The sequence below is a fragment of the Streptomyces mayteni genome, assembly GCF_054783955.1.
In genome coordinates, this window is the sequence record NZ_BAAGPR010000030.1 from 42,103 (window position 1) to 61,301 (window position 19,199).

Here is a 19,199-nt window from a genome sequence, read left to right on the forward strand (position 1 = left end):
GAACGTGATGATATCCCGAGACGGCATCGGGCCGTGGCGCAGGAGCAGCTACAGCGGCGGTAACGGAAACTGCGTCGAGGTTGCCCAGCTCACGCATGACGGCCAAGTCGTGCGGGACTCCAAGAACCCGTCCGGTCCGACACTGAGGTTCGCCGACACCGAGTGGATGGCGTTCATCGCGAGGGCGAGGCGCGGCGAGTTCGACAACTGATCGTCTGGGCTGTGGCCCGCGGGACGCTGATGAGGCGGCTTGCGGGCCACAGCCCTGTGATCTTGCGGTGTGCGGAGAAGTCGTGCGGAGTGGTACATATGTACGTCCGTCGTTGCACAGCCGCATAGGGAGGACCCGCCACTGTGAGCGCGCGCGGAGCGACCAAGGAGGATCTTCTGCTCAAGGACCTGCGCAAGCAGGTCACGGCCCTTGAGGACGACCTCCGGACACGCAGTGAGTCGGTCCCAGCGTACGAGGAGCAGTTGAAGTCCGAGTACGAGCTGGCCCGCGAGGCCGAGCGCATGGCCGCGACGTACGAGTCCTGGCGCGACGAGCGCATCACGCAGATCGCTGCGGCCTGGGTACTGGCCTGTGTTTTCGTCCGCTTCTGCGAGGACAACCGCCTGATCGAGCGCAACTGGCTGGCGGGGGTGACGGACAAGGAGACGGGGCGGGACGGCCTCCGGGACGCGGAGGATCACCACGACGAGTACGTCCAGGCCCACCCCGACAAGAACGACCGCGACTGGCTGCTGGCCTCCTTCGAGCACCTGGCTGGCACGCATCCGGCTGTGGCCGGTCTCTTTGACAGAAACCACAATCCTCTCTGGCAGATGACGCCTTCCTACGAATCGGCCACGGAGCTACTGCGTTTCTGGCGCCGGGTGGGGTCGAATGGAGCGGTCCTTAACAGCTTCTATAGCTCAGATCTGAATACCCGTTTCCTCGGCGATCTTTATCAGGACTTGAGTGAAAATGTGCGTAAGGCGTACGCTCTCCTTCAGACTCCGGTGTTTGTGGAGGAATTCGTTCTTGATCTGACATTTGAGTCGGCTGTCAGAGAATTCGGCATGTCGCCGATTGTGGCTATTCACCAGGCGGACAACACAGTTCGAGAGTTGCATCCTGGATTGCGCGCGATCGACCCGGCCTGCGGGTCCGGTCACTTCCTTTTGGGGTTGTTTGAGCGGTTGCTGCAGAAGTGGCGGGAGATGGACACCGCCCTGGATGACTGGACCTTGATCCGCGAAGCGCTGACTTCAGTTCATGGTTGTGACAAGAATCCTTTCGCGGCGGCGATTGCTCGATTTCGGCTGTTGATTGCGGCACTTAAAGCGGCAGGTGCGCGGCGACTTGATGCGGCCCCAGATTTTCCCATTAATGTCGCAGTCGGAGATGCGCTCTTGCATGGGCGTGGTGCTTCTCAGTGGAGTGAGGATAATCTATTTTCCTCACGAGAGGCATTTTACTTTCGGACTGAGGATGTCAGCGAATACGCGGCGCGCTGTGATCTGTTGACCCGTGACTCTTATCATGTGGTGATCGGTAACCCGCCATACATCACCGTAAGAGACAGGTGTGAGAGTGAAGCTTACCGCAAGGCTTACTTTGCTTGCTCGGGCTCTTATGCATTGTCTGTACCCTTTGCTCAGCGATTCTTTGAGCTTGCCATCCGTGGGTCAGGTGCACGGCGTGGGAGCGCGGGGTTCACGGGGCAGATCACTTCGAATTCTTTTATGAAGCGAGAATTTGGGAAAGTCTTGGTCGAGTCCTTCTTTCAGGGAGGGGCGTATCGGGATTGGCAAACGGGGCTCAGGCGCGACTTTCAGGGTGTCGAATTGACCCATGTCGTTGATACTTCTGGGGCGTATATTCCGGGGCATGGTACTCCGACGGTTATTCTGGTAGGGCGGAATCGTACTGCTTACCAGAGTGACCCCATTCGTGCGGTGCTTGGGATTAAGGGAGAGCCGGAGCGGCCTGCTGATGCGTCGCTGGGGAAGGTGTGGTCGGCGATCGTCAGTCAGGTCAACCAGCCTGGCAGCGAGTCGGAATGGGTGAGTGTGGAGGATGCCCCACGCGGTAGATTTGCTTCCTATCCGTGGTCGCTGGAAGGGGGCGGGGCGGGTGGTTTGCAAAACGCTCTCGAAAGTGGGCGGACCCTTGGTGACAAAGTGGAGGATATTGGGTTCGGTGCCGTCACTCGTGCCGATGATGCCTACTTCTTGGGCGAGGGGGCGTTGCGCCGCGCCGGTGTGCCTGGTGTGTTGACTCGTTTTATGGTTAGTGGAGAGGGCGCCAGAGACTGGCAGGTTGAACAGTCACTGGCTGCTTTGTGGCCGTATGTGCTAGTGGATGCAAACTGTCATACCGTCCGCAGTCCGAAGATCGAGCGGCTTTTGTGGCCAAATCGAGTGATCTTGCGAGAGCGTGTCGCGTACGGAAAGACGCAACTCCAAAGAGGGCTGGAGTGGTTCGAATATTCGATGTTTTTCTGGCGTCGATACGGCGGACTTTCGCTTGCCTTCGCGTGTGTCGCTACCCATAATCACGTGGTCTTGGATAGGGGTGAGAGGCTATTTAATCGTCATGCTCCAATGATCAAACTACCTGGAGCGGCGACTGAAGATGATCACCTGGCGTTGCTGGGTGTACTGAATTCATCAACGGCATGCTTTTGGCTCAAGCAGGTCAGCCAAGGGAAGGGGGGGAGTGGGCTTGGTCGCGGACATCAAGATGAACAGTGGGAAGAGCGATATGAATTTACCGGAACTAAGTTTCAAGATTTCCCTATTCCTGCTAACTTGCCGCTCTCCCTTGGTCGTTCTACTGAGGCCCTATCTCGCGATCTGATCAGATATTCACCATCAAGTGTCTGTGTAGTTGGTGACGTCGTCTCGATCGATTCGCCCCTTCGTGCACGCCTCGATACCGCTCGCGACGCATGGACTAGAACCCGCGAGCAAATGATTGCTCTCCAAGAAGAGTTGGACTGGGAGGTCTACCACGCCTACGGCCTCCTCACCGATGACGAAAGGGTGCGCCTCACCGCGCCCGACCCCACTCCCGAGAACGTCCCTCCCGTCAAGCTCGGGGAGCGTGCCTTCGAAATCGTGATGGCCCGCAAGATGGCCGCCGGCGAGCTGGAAACCACGTGGTTCGAGCGGCACCGTTCAACTCCCATCACCGAGATTCCGTCTCACTGGCCCGCCTGGTACCAGGAGATCGTGCAGGCCCGGATCGACACCATCACCTCCCGCCGCGACATCGCCCTCATCGAGCGCCCGGAGTGCAAGCGCCGTTGGGCAACGGACCCGTGGGAGAAGAAGGAGAAGGCCGCTCTCCGCGCCTGGCTGCTCGACCGTTGCGAGGACAGGGCTCTCTGGTTCCACATCCGGGACCAGGTCGAGCAGCCGCGTCCGCTGACCGTCGGGCAATTGGCTGATGAGCTCAGCAGGCAGGACGACGCCAAGGACATCGCCACCGTCGCGGGGCTGTACGCCGCCCACCTCGGCAAGCCGAACCTCTCCCTGGAACAGGTCCTCCTCGACGTCACCGACGCCGAGCACGTGCCCTACCTCGCCGCCCACCGCTACAAGGACTCCGGCCTTCGTACGCGCGCCCAGTGGGAGGGCGTCTGGGACCTCCAGCGCAAAGAAGACAAGTCCGGTGAGCGCTTGGACATCCCCGTCCCGCCCAAGTACAAGCCCGCCGACTTCGCTAAGACGTCCTACTGGTCGAACCGTGGGAAGCTCGACGTCCCGAAAGAGCGGTTCATCTCCTACCCGGACGCCGGCCCCGACGCCGACCCGACGCCGCTTCTCGGCTGGGCAGGTTGGGATCAGCGGGACCAGGCGCTCGCGCTCCTCACCATCGTGCAGGACCGTACCCGCACCGCCGACTGGCCGACGGAGCGGATCGTGCCTCTCCTCGCGGGGATTCACGAGCTGCTGCCCTGGCTGTGGCAGTGGTTCGCGGAGGTCGACGAGGAGTGGGGCGACGAGTCCGCGGCCGAGGAGATCCAGAGCTTTCTCGATGGCCAACTGGCGGAGCGGGAGCTCACCGTCGACCAGCTCACCTCCTGGCGCCCGGCAAGGAGGACGCGTGGGCGGGCCAAGGTCGGGAGCAAGGCGAGGAAGCCGAGGGAGACAGTGTCTCAGCCACCACTTACTGTAGTGGGCGAAGAAGACGAGTAGATGGCCACCGGGGGGATGGGACCGACGCGATGGGTATGACGGACAGCGACGATCTGTATCTGCGGGATGTACTCGACATGCCGGAGAGCGTGCTCTCCGGCGAGTTCAAGGTGGAGCTGTCCGGGGGGTTCGAGGAGACCGCCCAGCGGATCGACGAGTACGTCGTCACCGAGAATATCGAGCGTGCGCTGCGTCGGGCGCTGAAGATCGTCGAGACGTCCGTCGCGTCGGGCAAGCCCAACGGGGCGTATCTGCACGGCTCGTTCGGCTCCGGTAAGAGCCACTTCATGACCGTGCTGCACGCCATCCTGAACTACGACGAGGCGGCCCGGGCCAAGCAGGATCTCCAGCCGATCATTGCCGACAACAAGGGCTGGATCCAGGAGCGCAAGTTCCTGATGGTGCCCTACCACCTGGTGGGGTCCACCAACCTGGAGTCCGCCATCCTCGGCGGCTACGTTGCCGCCATCCGCCGCATGGACGCAAAAATCCCGGTGCCCCCCGTCTACCGGGCCGACGCGATGCTGGACGACGCCCGCCGGCAGCGGGAGTTCTTCGATGACGACGCGGAGTTCATCCGGTGGCTCGGGAACCCGAACCTGCCGGAGGGGGATGCCAGCACATCCACCCCGGGAGGTGCGGAAGGCGAGGACGGCGACCTGCCGGACCTGGACGCGGCCCCCGGCGTCTGGACGCCGGCCCTGCTGAATGTCGCCTTCTCCGCAGGTCCCGGCGAGACGGAACGTGACTGGCTGGCTTCCGCCCTGCTCTCCGGCCCCTTCTCCTCCTACACCCGTGGCGCGATGGGCGCCAAGGACGCGTTCCTGCCGCTGGAGAACGGGCTGGCCATCATCAGCCAGCACGCCAAGGACCACGGCTTCGACGGCCTGATCCTCTTCCTCGACGAGCTGATCCTCTGGTTGCAGACGCACCTCAAGGAGCGGACCTTCGTCAACGACGAGGTCAACAAGCTGGTCAAGCTCGTCGAGTCCGGCGCGGGCGACCGGGCGCTGCCCATCGTCTCCTTCATCTCCCGGCAGCGGGATCTCGCCCAGCTGATCGGTGAGCACGCCATCGGCGAGGAGGCCAAGAACCTGGAGGACCAGGTCAAGTACCTGGCCGAGCGGATCGACACCATCAGCCTCACCGACCGCAACCTGCCCTCCATCATCAAGAGGCGCGTCTTGGAGCCCAGGGACGAGGTCGGCCGCCGGGCGCTGGAGGCGGCGTTCGCCGTCGTCGAGACCTCCAACCAGGAGACCCGGGACGTCCTGTTGGACGCCAACGGCGCCACGCATGCCGACTGGGACGACTTCAAGGCGCTCTATCCGCTCTCGCCCGCCCTGCTGAACGTGCTCGTCGCGCTCTCCGGCGCTCTCCAGCGCGAGCGCACCGGTCTGCGCCTGATCAAGGAGATGCTCTACCGGCGCCGGGATGACATGAAGGTCGGGCAGCTGATCCCGCTCGGTGATCTGTGGGACGTGCTGGCCGAGGGCATGAGTGAGGCGTTCACCGACCGGCTGCGCCACGAGGCGGACACGGCGATCCGCTTCTACGCGAAGGCACGCGAGGTGTTGCTGGCGAAGCACAAGGGGCAGGCGGACACCGACAAGTTCCGTGCCGACGACCGGTTCATCAAGACGCTGCTGCTGGCGTATCTGGCCCCTGAGGTCCCGGCACTCGAGCGGCTGACCGCCTCCCGGCTGGCCGCTCTCAACCACGGGTCCATCCGGTCCCGCACCGGGCAGACCGACCGGATCGCGAAGGCCAGGATGCAGGAGCTGGTGGCGGAGTTCAGCGGGCCGCTGCGCAGCGAGGGCGAGAGCGACCCGGTGTTCTCGCTCCACCTCTCCGACCTGGACGTGGAGCCGATACTTGACCGGGTCACCGGGCAGGACCAGGCCGGCGTCCGCAAGAACTGGCTCAAGGACTGGCTCTGGAAGCAGCTGGACCTGGAGGACGACGGCCAGTTCGTCAACCGGGGCGAGGTCGTCTGGCACGGTACGCGGCGCACCGTCGAGTTCGTCTTCGCCGACGTCTGTGACCCGTTCGAGCTGCCGGACGGCCACTTCGCCGTGAGCGACCCCGGCGCCGTCCGGATCATCATCGGCTATCCGTTCGCGGACAGCGGTGACCGGCCCACCGCGGCGGAGAACCGGATCTACGCCGCCCAGCGGCAACACAACGGCACAATGCCGACACTGGTGTGGCTGCCCTCGTTCCTCTCCGACCAGCGCAGCAAGCAGTTCAGCCGGCTGCTGAAGATCAACTACCTGCTTGGCCGTGACCGGTTGCGGGAGTACGCCGCGCATCTGGCGTCGGACGACCAGATTCGGCTCCGGCACCAGCTGGAGGCCCAGCGGGAGGTGCTGACCTCCCAGCTGGCGCAGGTGCTGCCACAGGCGTACGGCATCGCGAAGCCCAACGAGTCAGACCTGGGATACACGGTCACCAGCGGGCATGTGCACTCGCTGCTGTCCGGGCACGCCCCGCGCCTCCAGGGCGGTGGGGCCTTCCGGTACAACCTGCTCAAGCTGGCCGACGGCCTGTTGGACACCCTTCACCCCAAGCACCCGAACTTCGACCGTGCCGAGGACCGCAAGCCCGTCACCCCCGCCCAGTTCAAGAAGGTCCACCGGTGGATCACCCGGGCCATGGACGACAGTGGCCGGCGGGTGGTCGTGGACAGCGGGGACCTGGAGCTGGTGCGGCGCGTCGTGCATCCACTGGAGCTCGGCGAGGTGCACGACGGGCCGTTGATCGTCGGGACGGAGTGGCGGCGGGCCATCGACCGACAGGCCGCGCAGCACTCGGACTCCACGGATCGCCTCGACGTCGAGGACGTCCGGCGGTGGATCGCCGACCTGGGCTGGACGGGGCTCGATCGCCTGGTGGGCAACCTGGTCATCGCCACCTACGCCATGCTCGCCGACCGGTCCTGGGTGTTCCGTGGGAAGCCCGAGTCGCCCCCGGAGCTCGACCAGATCGGGCCCGGATGGGAGCTGCGCGCCCAGGAGTTGCCCACCGAGGAGGAGTTCGAGAAGGCCCAGAGCCGTGCCTCGGCGGTCTTCGGCACGACGGTGCCGTCCGCGATGCGGGTCCGCAACGTCCAGGACCTCGCGTCCGGCGTGCTGGCGAAGGCGGCGGAGTGGCGGTCGGCCGTCATAGGCCTGCGCCAGTCGCTGAGCAAGCACCGCATCGCGCTGGGGATCACCGGCGCGGAGCTGACTGCCAGGGAACAGGCCGTGCGGGACGCGACCGACCTGCTGGCCAGGGTGCAGCGCGCCCAGGACATGACGCCGCTCGCCCGGGATCTCGCGGCGGCCACCTACCTCACCAGCGACTTCGTGCTGGGCACCACCATGTCCACCGCCCAGCAGGTGCTGGCCGCGCTGGACGCGCTTGACGAGGCGGACTGGAAGCTCTTCGACGGGGTGCGTCAGTACACCGACCGGGGGGACGGTCTTGCCGACCGGGCGGAGCGCGTGCTGCGGGAGGTCGCCGAGGCGGCGACCGAGCAGGAGAGCGAGAGCGTTCGGCTCGCCTTGGTGCTGAAGCAGGCCAGGAGGCGGGCGCTTGAGGTCATCGCCGACGGCGCACGGCTCACCGCCGTCGCCCCGGCGGCGCCCCAGCCGCCCACCGTGCCGCACCCGACACGTCCCGAGAGCCGTGACCCGGGCGGCGTCAGCCTGACGGCGGGGCAGCCGCCGGTGGACGCCCAGGCAGCGCCCCCCGCTCCCATCGTGCCCGCGCCCACGGGCGAGGGCGCCGCCGGTGAGCCGGCCGCCGCGCCGCCGCGCGTCACGACTCGTTCGCACCGGGTGGTGTCAGGCCCGAGTGGCGTCCTGGAAACCGAGCTCAGCACGGCTCTGGCGAACGTGCGGACCGAACTCCAGGAGATCCAGGAGTACGTCGCCGCCCATCCGGAAGCGGCGATCGAGGTCACCTGGCGGCTCGTGCCCGCCAGCGAACAGGCCGGTGCCAAAGACAGGGGGAACGAGAGCTGATGGCCGCGTCCTCGTCCGTGGCCGTGCCCGAGGTGAGTCAGCGGGTCGTCGCCGGTCTGCTCACCGCCATCGGCGGGGCCGCCGCTCAGATCGACCACCGGCTGGTGCTGGTGCACGGCCGTTACGCCGCGACCGAGCCGCCCACGTTCACCGTGCGGGTCGAGGGATCGCAACCGGAGTCCCCGGACAAGGGGCGCCGTGGGGTGCGGGTCGCGCACGCCACGTCCGTGCTCGGCATCACCGACGCCTGGCAGGAGCACCAGGAGAGCGCGCCGGCCGACCTGTTGGTCGTCACCACCAACGTCGAGGGCGACCGGCTCGGCCTCGACCTGCTGAGCGAGATGCTCCGAACCCGCGTCATCTCCGTCGACCGGGCCGAGATCGTCAAGCAGAAGTTCGGCGCCGCCGATCTCGACCCGCGCCTGCGGAGCGAGGACTGGGCCTGGCTGCTCGACACCCTGATCGCGGCCGAGCCGGAGGAGCGGGACGGCGGCTGGCCCGGCCGGGGCAGCGTCCTCACGCTGGACGCGGCGATGCGTGCCCTGACCGGGGTGCGACTCGGCCTCGATGGCGCGGCGGACGGCGCGGCCGCCGTGGACGTGGACGCGCTGCTGGCCTGGTCGTGCACCGACGACGGGCCCGAGCGCTTCGCCGCGCTGCCCGAGGTCGAGCGGCAGGGCATCGCGCGCTGGCTCGAGCGACGCGCGGGGGAGGCGGCGCCGCTGCTCCTCCGTCTGATCGCCTCAGGCCAGGCGGCGGACGCGATGCCCATCGGGGTGCTGGGGGCCGTGCTGTCCACCGGGGCAGTGCCGCAGGGAGCGTTGCTGTCGTTTGGTGCCCTGTTGGGCCGTGTGGAGTTCACCCTCGCCGAGTTGCACGCCTATGCGCGGGCCGTGGAGGGCACGCTCATCCGCTGGATCGGCGAGGCCGCCGGGGGCGGCCCGGGTCGGGAGGCGGCCCGGCGTCGCGTGCTGGAGATCGTGACGCGCGCCGACGAGCTGGCACGCACGGCGCGGCTGACGGACGTGCTCGCCGCCAACCCCTTCCTGCCTTCCGGATTCCTGGCCCGCTTGGGCGCGCTGGCCGACGCCTTGGCCGAGGGGCCCTCGGCGGCCCAGACGGCCCTCGACCGATTGCGGGAACACCAGCTGGCCGAGGCTTTCCACGCACACCAGCTGCGCTCAGCCGAGATGGCCGTGCGGCTCACCCGCTGGCTGGCCACGCCACCACCAGAGGTGCCGTCCGTGGCGGACGCGCTGCGGGCCCACACCGCTGAGTGGGGGTGGGTGGACCACGCGCTGACCCTGGTGAACGAGCCGATGTACGCCGGCCTTCGGCGGGAGGTGCGACGTCGTCGCGACGCGCTGGATGGTGTGTTCGCGGGCCGCCTTGGCGCGTGGGTCGCCGCACCCGGCACGACGGCGGAACGGCCGGTCGGCCCCGACGGCGTGTTGGCCGTGGAGGACGTGCTGGAGGGGATCGCGGCACCGCTGGTCTCGCAGGCCAACACGAGGTCCGCCGACCGTGACGTGCGGCCTCCGCTGATCATCGTGGTGAGCGGGATGAGCGGCGCGGTCGCGGCCCGTCTTGGCGAGTCGCTGATGGCCGCGGGGCCGTGGATCGAGCTGACGGCCAGCGTCGGACGCCGGGTCACCGCCCTCGCAGCCATCCCGTCGGTGACGGCCGTCAGTCGGGCCGCGCTGCTGTGCGGCCGGCTGGTGCCGGGCGTGCAGGACGATCCGCGGGGTGTCGTGGGTGTCGAGAGCGCCGAGAAGGACGGCTTCGCCGCCTTCTGGGCCACCCGCCGGCACACCGCGACGCTCTTCCACCCGACGGACGTGCCGGGCCCTCCGGGCCAGCCACTCGACGCGCGCCTCGTCGAGGCCATCGCCGCGGATCGCGAGATCGTCGGAGTGGTGCTCGACGGCGTCGAACGGCACCTGGACCACGGCCAGCCGGGCTCCGTCGCGGACTGGACGGCGGACAGCGTGCCCTGCCTTCCCGAGCTGCTGAACGCGGCCCGGGCCCAGGGCCGTCCGGTGGTGTTGGTGTCCGGCTCCGGGCATGTCCTGGATCGAACAGGCGACGACGAGACCGGGCAGGTTGAGGCTGAGGGGGTGGAGTCGGCGCGCTGGCGCACCGGCGGCGCCGGCCCGGGGGAGGTGGCACTCGCGGGGTCCCGGGTGCTGGAGAACGGCGGCCGTGTCACGGCCGCCTGGGATGCCTCGCTGCGCTACACCCCGCGCAAGGCCGGTTACCAGGGTGGAGCCGCGCTCGCAGAGATGGCCGTGCCGGTGCTGGTGCTTGCCCAGTCGGCGGACGGCCTCCCGGCCGGCTGGTCGGTGCTGCCGCGCGAGGCGGTGGAGCCCGGCTGGTGGCGACCGGGCGGGGCCGCCGACGTCGCTGTGGCAGCGAGGGTTCACTCGCCGGAGAAGCGTGAGCGGCCGAAGGCGGCGTCCAAGCGGCGTCAACCGGTGGGTGGCGAGACGCTGTTCGGGTCCGACGCCATCGAGCAGGCGACGGCCGTCGAGCCTGTCGTGCCGGCCGCCGAGTCAAGCCTGGGGTGGCTGGTGGTGGACAGCCCGCTCTACGAACGCCAGGGCAGGTTCGTCCGCAGGACTCCCGAGCGCAAGGCGGTGGCGGCCGTCATCGACGCGCTCGCCGAAGCCGGCGGCAAGCTGTCGATCGGCGCGGTCGTCGCGGCCGTCACGGCCTCGGGCGGCCGGGCGCCCCGACAGCCGGAAGGACTGATCACGGTCCTGTCCCGGCTGCTGAACATCGAGGGCTACGACGTGATCGGCCTGGTCGACTCCCGCAGCCGCGTCAGCCTCAACGTCGAGCAGCTGCGTGAGCAGTTCGGGATCCCGGAGCGCGTGGAGGGAGACGCATGACCCCGGTCACCGAGGTCAGCCCGGTCCGGCGGCGCGAGGTCCTGGAGGCGCTGCGGCGCGGCACGGTGCCCCAGGCGGGGCTCGACCTGTTCGCCGTGGGCCTCGACCGGTTCGCGCCCACGCTCGACGAGCGGGTCGCCACGGTGGCGTCTGGCGGGGCGGCCTTCCACGCCATCCGTGGCGAGTACGGCTCCGGCAAGACGTTCTTCGCCCGCTGGTTGGCCGAGCGCGCCAAGCGGGCCGGCCTCGCGACCGCTGAGATCCAGATCTCCGAGACCGAGACCCCCCTGCATCGGCTCGAGACCGTCTACCGGCGCCTCACACGACAGTTGACCACCGCCACCGAGCCCGCCAGCGCCCTGCGGCCCGTCGTCGACGCCTGGTTCTACACCCTGGAGGAGGACGTCGAGGAAGCTCATCCAGAGCTCGCCGCCGATTCCCAGGCGCTTGAGGCGGCGGTGAACGAGCTGATGGAGGAGCGGCTGCGTGCTGTCGCCCGGACCATGCCTGCCTTCTCGGCCGCCCTGCGCGGCTACCGGAAGGCGACGCTGGCCGGTGACAACGCCACGGCCGAGGCACTGATCGCCTACCTCGGCGGCGAGAAGTCGGTCGCGGCGTCCGCACGCCGGGCGGCCGGCGTGCGGGGAGACCTGGACCACTTCACTGCCCTCGGCTTCCTCCAGGGCCTGCTGACCGTGCTGCGCGACTGTGGTCACCGCGGGCTCCTCGTCGTCATGGACGAGATCGAGACGCTGCAACGGGTCCGCGGCGACGTGCGGGAGAAGGGGCTGAACGCGCTGCGGCAGCTTCTCGACGAGATCGACGCCGGCCGGTTCCCCGGCCTCTTCCTCGTCATCACCGGCACCCCCGCCTTCTACGACGGGCAGCAGGGCGTCCAACGCCTGCCACCGCTGGCCCAGCGACTGGCCACCGATTTCTCCACCGACCCCCGCTTCGACTCCCCGCGCGCCGTGCAGCTGCGGCTGACCGGCTTCGACCTCCCCAAGCTCAACGAACTCGGACGATCCGTACGCGAGTTGTATGTCTCCCGAGCCGGCGCGGCCGAGCGCGTCAGCGAGCGGGCCGACGACGCCTACGTCGCCGAACTGGCAACCGCGATGACCGGACAGCTCGGCGGACGCGTAGGCATCGCCCCCCGCCTCTTCCTCAAGCGGCTGGTGGACGTGCTCGACCGGATCGACGAGCACCCGGAGTTCGACCCGCGCCGCGACTACCCGCTGACGGTGCGCCGGGACGAGCTCAACGACGTCGAGCGCAACGCGGCGCGGGACGCCGACGAGATTCCGTTGGACCTGCCGTGACGGGCGCCCCCGAGCCGCTTGACCTGCTGCACCCGGGCCTCGTCCACCACATCGTCAACACCCTGGGCTGGCCGGGGCTCCGCCCACTCCAGGAAGAGGCGATCCTCCCGCTGCTCGACGGCGCCGACGCCCTGCTCCTCGCCCCCACCGCCGGTGGGAAGACGGAGGCCGCCACCTTCCCACTGCTGTCCCGCATGGCGCGCGGAAACTGGAGCGGCACCTCGGTGTTGTACGTCTGCCCGCTGAAGGCCCTGCTCAACAACCTGCTGCCGCGTCTTGAGTCCTACACCGGATGGCTCGGCCGGACGGCGGCGCTCTGGCACGGTGACGTCACCCAGCCGCGCCGCAAGGCGATCCTGCGGGCGCGCCCCGACGTGCTGCTGACCACGCCGGAATCGCTGGAATCCATGCTGGTCAGCACCAACGTGGATCACCGGGCCTTCTTCTCCGGGCTGCGGACGATCGTGGTCGACGAGGTGCACGCCTTCGCCGGTGACGACCGAGGCTGGCATCTGCTGTCGGTGCTTGAGCGTCTTGAGCGAGTGGTCGGCCAGCCGGTACAGCGCGTCGGCCTTTCGGCGACGGTCGGCAACCCCGAGGAACTGCTGGCGTGGCTCCAGGGATCAGGAGCCGGCGTGCGCACGGCCCAGGTCGTGGCCCCCCACCTGCGCCAAGCCGCCGCACCAAGCGCCCAGCCGCCCGGCGACATCCAACTCGACTACGTCGGTTCGCTCTCCAACGCGGCCACCGTGATCGCCGCGCTGCACCGGGGCGAGAAACGCCTGGTGTTCTGCGAGTCCCGGCAGGCCGTCGAGGAGTTGGGCGCCAGCCTGCGCGCCAAGGGGGTGACGACGTTCCTCTCCCACGCCTCGCTTTCCATCGACGAGCGACGGCGGGCCGAGGAGGCGTTCGCCGAGGCCCGCGACTGTGTGATCGTCTCCACCAGCACGCTGGAACTCGGCATCGACGTGGGCGATCTGGACCGCGTCATCCAGATCGAGGCACCGGCCACCGTGGCTTCGTTCCTGCAACGCCTCGGCCGCACCGGGCGGCGGTCAGGCTCGGACCGCAACTGCCTGTTCCTCACCGTCAGCGAGGACGGGCTGCTCGCCGCCGCCGCGCTGCTGCTGCTGTGGTCCTGCGGCTGGGTCGAGCCGGTCGTCGCCCCGCCAGAACCCCGACACATCGTTGCCCAACAGGTGCTCGCGCTCTGCCTCCAGGAGCACTCCGTCGGCGACCGGCTCTGGCAGGACTGGTGGGGCGGCCTCGGCCCCTTCGGCCCCTCGGCCGAGCCGATCGTCCGCCACCTCGTCGACGAGGGCTATCTCGACCGTGACGGCGGCATGCTCTTCATCGGCCCGGAGGCGGAACGCCGTTTCGGCTACCGGCATTTCATGGACCTGACCGCCGTGTTCACGGCCGCCCCCGAGTTCACGGTGCTCGCCGGCCGCAGCGAGATCGGCACCGCCGACCCCACCCTCCTCACGGAGGAGGTGGCAGGCCCTCGGCGGCTGCTCCTCGCCGGCCGCAGCTGGCAGGTCACCTACATCGACTGGTCCCGCCGGCGCTGCTTCGTCGAGCCGGTGGACGGAGGTGGGAAGGCGCGCTGGAGCGGCGGGCTCTCCAGCCACCGGACACTGTCCTACCAACTGACCAGAGCGGCCAGGGACGTGCTGCTTGGCGCCGACCCGCCGGTGGCCCTGACGAGGCGAGCACAGGCGACGTTGGCCCAGGTCCGCGATGACAACGCCGAGCTGGTGCATCCGGGTGGCACCGTGGTGACGCGGGGCGGGCACGACACCAACGTGCGCTGGTGGACCTGGGCCGGACACCGGGCCAACGCCACCCTCGCGGCCAGCCTGTCGCCCATCGCCGATCCCCTGCAACGCCCCACCGAGACCCACATCCGGCTCCGCGAGGACCTGACCACCCAGGACTGGAAACAGGCCATCGGCCAGGCCGCGGAGCGCCTCAGCCTCCCCGAGGTGGACCCCAGGGCGATCAGGGGCCTGAAGTTCAGCGTCGCCCTTCCCGAGCGCCTCGCCGTCGCCACCCTGGCGGCCCGCCTGGCCGACCTCGACGCCGCCGGGCGCGTCCTCGCGGAACCGGCACGATTCCTGACCTCGCTGCCTGCCACCTGACGGGATTCCCGTTCCCACGGCCCATCTGGTCGGCGGGCGGTTCGGCTGCGGAGCCGGCTCGGGCAGGGTGGCATGGGCACGGTGTGGCGGGCGTACGACGAGCTGATGGACTGGTAGGTCGCGGTCAAGGAGCCGCGCATACCGGAGACCGTTCCGGAGGAGGAACGACCGCCCGCGCCACGGGCGAGACCGTCGCCGGCAGGCCGCTCCTGCCGCACGAGGCCGCGCGGCGGCCGCGGCCCGCCGGCCGGGGCGGCGGGCGCCCCAAAAGCAGACAGCGCTTTCGCGACCCTTGACCCGGAATGGGTGCCGGCATTGACTGATCGCGGTCATGTGTCGGTCGTCAGGGAGAGCCGCATGAGGAAGCGCGTACGGTACGGGAGAACGAGACGGCGCGGCGGGGTCTTGGCCGCCGGTGGCCTGGCCGTGGCCCTCCTCCTCACCACCCCGGCACCCGCCACCGCCGCCGGCGTTGGCGCGGCGCAGCAGGACCGGGGCGTGGCCGCCACCGTGGCGGAGGACCTGACCTGGGAGGCCGTCACCTTCGGGCAGTCCACCGACCTCAACTTCGCGTCCAACGTGCTGCCGGAGAAGGTCGGCACCAACTACGCGCGCCCCGAGGTTCCCGGCACCATCGAGGGCAGCGTCGTCGTGGAGAGCCGTGGCGGCAAGATCGCGCCAGGACATGACGGTCTCACCTTCTACCAGACCGCGCTCGACCCGAACACCGACAACTTCGTGCTCACCGTCGACATGACCGTCGAGCAGTTCGGCCCGGAGACCGGCACCGCGCCCAGCACCCAGGACAGTGCCGGGATCATGGTCCGCGACGTCAACGGACCGCCCCGCCGCGACCCCATGGAGCTCGGCTTCGAGGAACTGCCGGCCGCCTCCAACATGTTCGGCGCCGGCCTGATGCGCCAGGGCGTCGTCTCGCTCGCCCGCACCGGAGTCACCGAACCCTGGGGCACCGTGGGCAGCGAGCTCGACACCACCGCCTTCACCACCGACCCCGCCTACCAGCTGCCCGTCGGCACCCCCGTGTCGCTGCGACTCGAACGCACGGACACCGAGTTCGTCATGTCCACCACCTTCACCCACGCCGGCGAGCCGGCCACCTTCACCCAGCGGGTCGCGGGCGCCGACTGGGTGCAGGACCAGGACCCGGACCACATGTACGTTGGCTTCTACGCCGCCCGCAACGCCCTGGTCACCTTCGAGAACGCCAGCCTCGAACTCTCAGAGGCGGACACCCAGCCACGCGTCGATCCCGAGCCCCTTCTCCCCGCGCCCTCCCTCACGCTGCTCTCCCCGCCCGACAGCAGCGTCCGCGACTACACCCTGCGCGCCCGCCCCACCTACGACGGCACCCTCACCGTCACCCGCGACGGCACGCCGATCGCCTCGTCGCCGGTCAGCGCAGGCGAGCCGTTCAGCCACGAGATCCGGCTCACCCGCGAGGGCACCACCGGGCTCTCCCTCACCTACACGCCCACCGATGGCCCGTCCAGGGACCCCCTCACCCAGACGCTCACCGTCACCCACGCCCCCTACGGCGACACGGGACCACACGCCCGCCGCCCCGGCGTCCACGCCTCGCCCGACGGCACCAGTGCCGCCGCCGGCACCGCCGACGACCCGGTGGACCTCGCCACCGCGCTGCGCTTCGTCGCCCCGGGCCACACGGTCTTCCTGCACGGTGGCACCTACCAGCCCACCGCCGAACCCGTCATCGCCCGGGCCTACTCGGGACTGCCCGACGCGCCCAAGCGGCTCGCCCCCTACGATCCGGCGGAACCCGTCGTCATCGACGGCCGCGACATCCTGCCCAACGGCCTGCGCCTCGACGCCGACCACTGGCGCGTCGACGGCTTCCGCATCACCCACGCGGCGGCCAACGGCATGCGCGTCAGCGGCAGCCACAACACCATCCGGGGCATGGTGTTCGACCACAACCTCAACACCGGCTTCCAGATCAGCGGCACCGGCGGCGACCCCACCCTCTGGCCCGCCCACAACCTCGTCGCCAGCAGCGAGTCACACGACAACCGTGACCTGACCGACATCAACGCCGACGGCTTCGCGGCCAAACTCGGCATCGGCCCGGGCAACGTCTTCCGGAACAACGTCTCGCACCACAACATCGACGACGGCTGGGACCTCTACAACCGCATCAACGAGGGCGCCAACCACCCGATCCTGCTGGAGAACAACATCGCCTACGCCAACGGCCAGTTGAGCGACGGCTACCACGAGGACGGCGACACCGGAAACGGCTTCAAGCTCGGCGGCGAGGGCCTGCCCGTCGCCCACGTCGTACGCGGCAACCTCGCCTTCGGCAACAACATGGACGGCTTCTCGGACAACTTCAACCCCGGCGAGCTCGTCCTGACCAACAACACCGCCTTCAACAACAAGCGCTTCAACTTCCTGATGCGCTCCAACCCCTACGTCGCCCCCGAAGACCAGGGCACCTACCGCGACAACATCTCCCTGCGCACTGCGGGCGAACCGGTGCCCGACTTCATCTCCGGCGACGTCGACCGCACCAACTTCCTCTCCGACGGCGAACGTTCCACCAACGAACCCGCCACCGACACCGTCACGGCCCGCGACTTCGCGAGCCTCACCCCACCCACCCACTACACCTTCACCCGTGAAGGACGCCTCGCGTACGGCGACTTCCTCCGCCTGGCGCCCCGCAGCCCCCTCAACCACGCGGGCACCGACCACGGTCACGTGGGCGCACTCGCCTGGGCTCGCGGCCGGGGCTGACGAGACGTGCGACCGCCGGCCGTGCCAGGGGTGGCAGAGGCGTCAGAACAGCAGGGACCAGGAGTTGAGGGTGCCTTCGTCGATCGAGCGGGTGTCTTCGACGCGCAGGGTCCAGGTGCCGTTGGCCGCGACAGTCGAGGCGTCCACGGTGTAGTCGGTGGGTTCGTCGAATGCTTCCAGTTCGAAGGTGGTGCCGTCGGGGGCGATGAGTTCCATCTCCAGGTCGCTGATGTAGGTGTGGGTGATGTCGACGGTGACGCCCAGTTCTCCGGGGGCGTTGCCCTGGATTCCTGTGACGTCGATGCTTGACTCCGCCATGGCGTGGTCGAGGATCGAAACCGGAGCCGTGCTGCTGAACGCCCCACCACCCGACGAGGGCGTCTGAACCGATGGGGCGGACCCGAAGTCCAGGGACCAGGAGTTGAGGGTGCCCTCGTCGATCGAGAGCGTGTCCTCGATGCGCAGGGTCCAGGTGCCGTTGGCCGCGACCGCCGAGGCGTCCACGGTGTAGTCGGTGGGTTCGTCGAATACTTCCAGTTCGAAGGCGGTGCCGTCGGGGGCGACGAGTTCCATGTTCAGGTCGCCGATGGCGGTGTGGCTGATGTCGACAGTGACACCCAGGTCTCCGGGGGCGTTGCCCGCGAGGCCCGTGACGTCGATGGTCGACTCCGCCGTGGAGTTGTCCTCGATCGAAACCGACGTCGTGTTGCTGAACGCCCCGTCACCAGACGAGGTCGTGCCCGTCCCTTGGTCCTCTGACTGGTTGATGGCGACCAGCACGGCCACGAGCACGCCCAGGGCAGCGAGGGCCACGATCCAGCCCAGCCACTTCATCGCCGAGCCGCCGGAAGACGCTGGCGCGGGGTAGCCGCCCGGGCCCAGCCGGGCGACCGGCGGCACGGGTATGACCGCGAACGGATTCGCTGGTGCCGGCGGCGGTGCCAGGGCCGTCGCCGTCGGCATTGCCTCGGGCGACGCTGGCGACGTATCCGTGACGATCGCGGTCGGTGTGGTGGCGTCGTGCCGCGGCGTGGCCTCCGACGGTGGGGAGTCGAGGAGGGCGAGTGCCTCCGCGACCGTCGGGCGGTCGTCGGGGGCCTTGGCCAGCAGCCGCGTGATGAGGGGCGTCAGCGTCCCCGCGCGCCGCGGCGGCGGGGGATCCTCGTAGGCCACCGCGTGCAGCGAGGCGGGCGTGGAGTCACGGTTGAAGGGCGAGGCGCCTTCGACGGCCTCGTGCAGCGTCACCCCGAGGGAGAAGAGATCGCTCGGCGCCTGCCCCTTCTCGCCGTGGACACGTTCCGGTGCCATATAGGGGACCGAACCGATGACCCCGCCCGTGACGGTGAGTGAGACGTCCGTCTCGTGGGTCGCGATGCCGAAGTCGGTGAGCAGGATCTCGCCGTTGTCGGCGAGCATGACGTTGGCCGGCTTGATGTCACGGTGCACGATCCCCGCCTGGTGCGCCGCGTTGAGCGCCTTCAGCAGGGCCCTGGCCACGTCGGTGGCCTCGCCCACCGACAGCGGGCCGGACTCCCGAAGGCGTTCACCCAGGGCACGGCCCACGACGAGCCGCATGACCATCCACGGAATGTCGTCCTCGACGACGACATCGTGCACGCTCACGATGTTGGGGTGGTCGCGCAGCCTCGCGGCGTTGAGGACTTCCCGTTCCGCGCGCTTGAGCCGTTCCTCCCGCTCGGTGGGCGACGCGGAGGGCGGCAGATACAGGCCCTTGACCGCCACGTCTGCCTGGAGTCGCTGGTCGCGCGCCTTCCAGACCCTCCCGAACCCGCCGCTGCCGATCGGCTCGGTCAGCTCGTACCGCCCGCCGATCAGCTTTCCCGGTCTCATGGTGTGGTCCATGCCCAGCACCCC

8 protein-coding genes are annotated in these 19,199 nt (G+C 68.9%); 7 read left to right on the forward strand and 1 reads right to left on the reverse strand.

Going from position 1 to position 19,199, the window contains the following annotated elements; genetic code table 11:
- Positions 1 to 7 precede the first annotated feature (7 nt).
- The 7 genes from ACYVPE_RS16180 to ACYVPE_RS16210 all read left to right on the forward strand — a co-directional run bounded on the left by ACYVPE_RS16180 (position 8) and on the right by ACYVPE_RS16210 (position 17,324).
- A complete protein-coding gene (locus tag ACYVPE_RS16180) occupies positions 8 to 211 on the forward strand; it encodes a DUF397 domain-containing protein (RefSeq protein ID WP_461034303.1) in 204 nt (67 codons plus the stop codon).
- 143 nt (positions 212 to 354) lie between these two features.
- Positions 355 to 4,188 (forward strand): BREX-2 system adenine-specific DNA-methyltransferase PglX, encoded by a 3,834-nt coding sequence (pglX, locus tag ACYVPE_RS16185; protein ID WP_461034291.1) that lies wholly within the window; start codon positions 355 to 357, stop codon positions 4,186 to 4,188.
- Positions 4,189 to 4,223: 35 nt separating this feature from the next.
- Positions 4,224 to 8,195: a PglY protein gene (locus ACYVPE_RS16190; protein ID WP_461034292.1), complete on the forward strand. Its 3,972-nt coding sequence runs from the start codon at positions 4,224 to 4,226 to the stop codon at positions 8,193 to 8,195.
- Positions 8,195 to 11,086: a BREX-2 system phosphatase PglZ gene (pglZ, locus tag ACYVPE_RS16195; protein WP_461034293.1), complete on the forward strand. Its 2,892-nt coding sequence runs from the start codon at positions 8,195 to 8,197 to the stop codon at positions 11,084 to 11,086. The genes ACYVPE_RS16190 and pglZ overlap by 1 nt, the downstream gene beginning before the upstream one ends.
- Positions 11,083 to 12,408: a BREX system ATP-binding protein BrxD gene (gene brxD / locus ACYVPE_RS16200; RefSeq protein WP_461034294.1), complete on the forward strand. Its 1,326-nt coding sequence runs from the start codon at positions 11,083 to 11,085 to the stop codon at positions 12,406 to 12,408. Before pglZ ends, brxD begins: the two co-directional genes overlap by 4 nt.
- Positions 12,405 to 14,549 (forward strand): DEAD/DEAH box helicase, encoded by a 2,145-nt coding sequence (locus ACYVPE_RS16205; RefSeq protein ID WP_461034295.1) that lies wholly within the window; start codon positions 12,405 to 12,407, stop codon positions 14,547 to 14,549. The genes brxD and ACYVPE_RS16205 overlap by 4 nt, the downstream gene beginning before the upstream one ends.
- A 357-nt stretch (positions 14,550 to 14,906) precedes the next feature.
- Positions 14,907 to 17,324 carry a right-handed parallel beta-helix repeat-containing protein gene (locus ACYVPE_RS16210; RefSeq protein WP_461034296.1) on the forward strand — a complete coding sequence of 806 codons (2,418 nt, stop codon included), beginning with the start codon at positions 14,907 to 14,909 and terminating at the stop codon, positions 17,322 to 17,324.
- A gap of 42 nt (positions 17,325 to 17,366) precedes the next feature.
- Here ACYVPE_RS16210 and ACYVPE_RS16215 read toward each other — a convergent pair whose 3' ends face one another.
- Positions 17,367 to 19,187, reverse strand: coding sequence for a protein kinase domain-containing protein (locus ACYVPE_RS16215; RefSeq protein ID WP_461034297.1), 1,821 nt, complete (start codon positions 19,185 to 19,187; stop codon positions 17,367 to 17,369).
- Positions 19,188 to 19,199 lie beyond the last annotated feature (12 nt).

Excerpts from the sequence above, each read along its gene's own strand:
- ACYVPE_RS16180 (WP_461034303.1), top strand. The coding sequence starts at position 8 with ATGATATCCCGAGACGGCATCGGGCCGTGGCGCAGGAGCAGCTACAGC.
- ACYVPE_RS16190 (WP_461034292.1), top strand. The coding sequence starts at position 4,224 with ATGACGGACAGCGACGATCTGTATCTGCGGGATGTACTCGACATGCCG.
- pglZ (WP_461034293.1), top strand. The coding sequence starts at position 8,195 with ATGGCCGCGTCCTCGTCCGTGGCCGTGCCCGAGGTGAGTCAGCGGGTC.
- brxD (WP_461034294.1), top strand. The coding sequence starts at position 11,083 with ATGACCCCGGTCACCGAGGTCAGCCCGGTCCGGCGGCGCGAGGTCCTG.
- ACYVPE_RS16210 (WP_461034296.1), top strand. The coding sequence starts at position 14,907 with ATGAGGAAGCGCGTACGGTACGGGAGAACGAGACGGCGCGGCGGGGTC.
- ACYVPE_RS16215 (WP_461034297.1), bottom strand. The coding sequence starts at position 19,187 with ATGGACCACACCATGAGACCGGGAAAGCTGATCGGCGGGCGGTACGAG.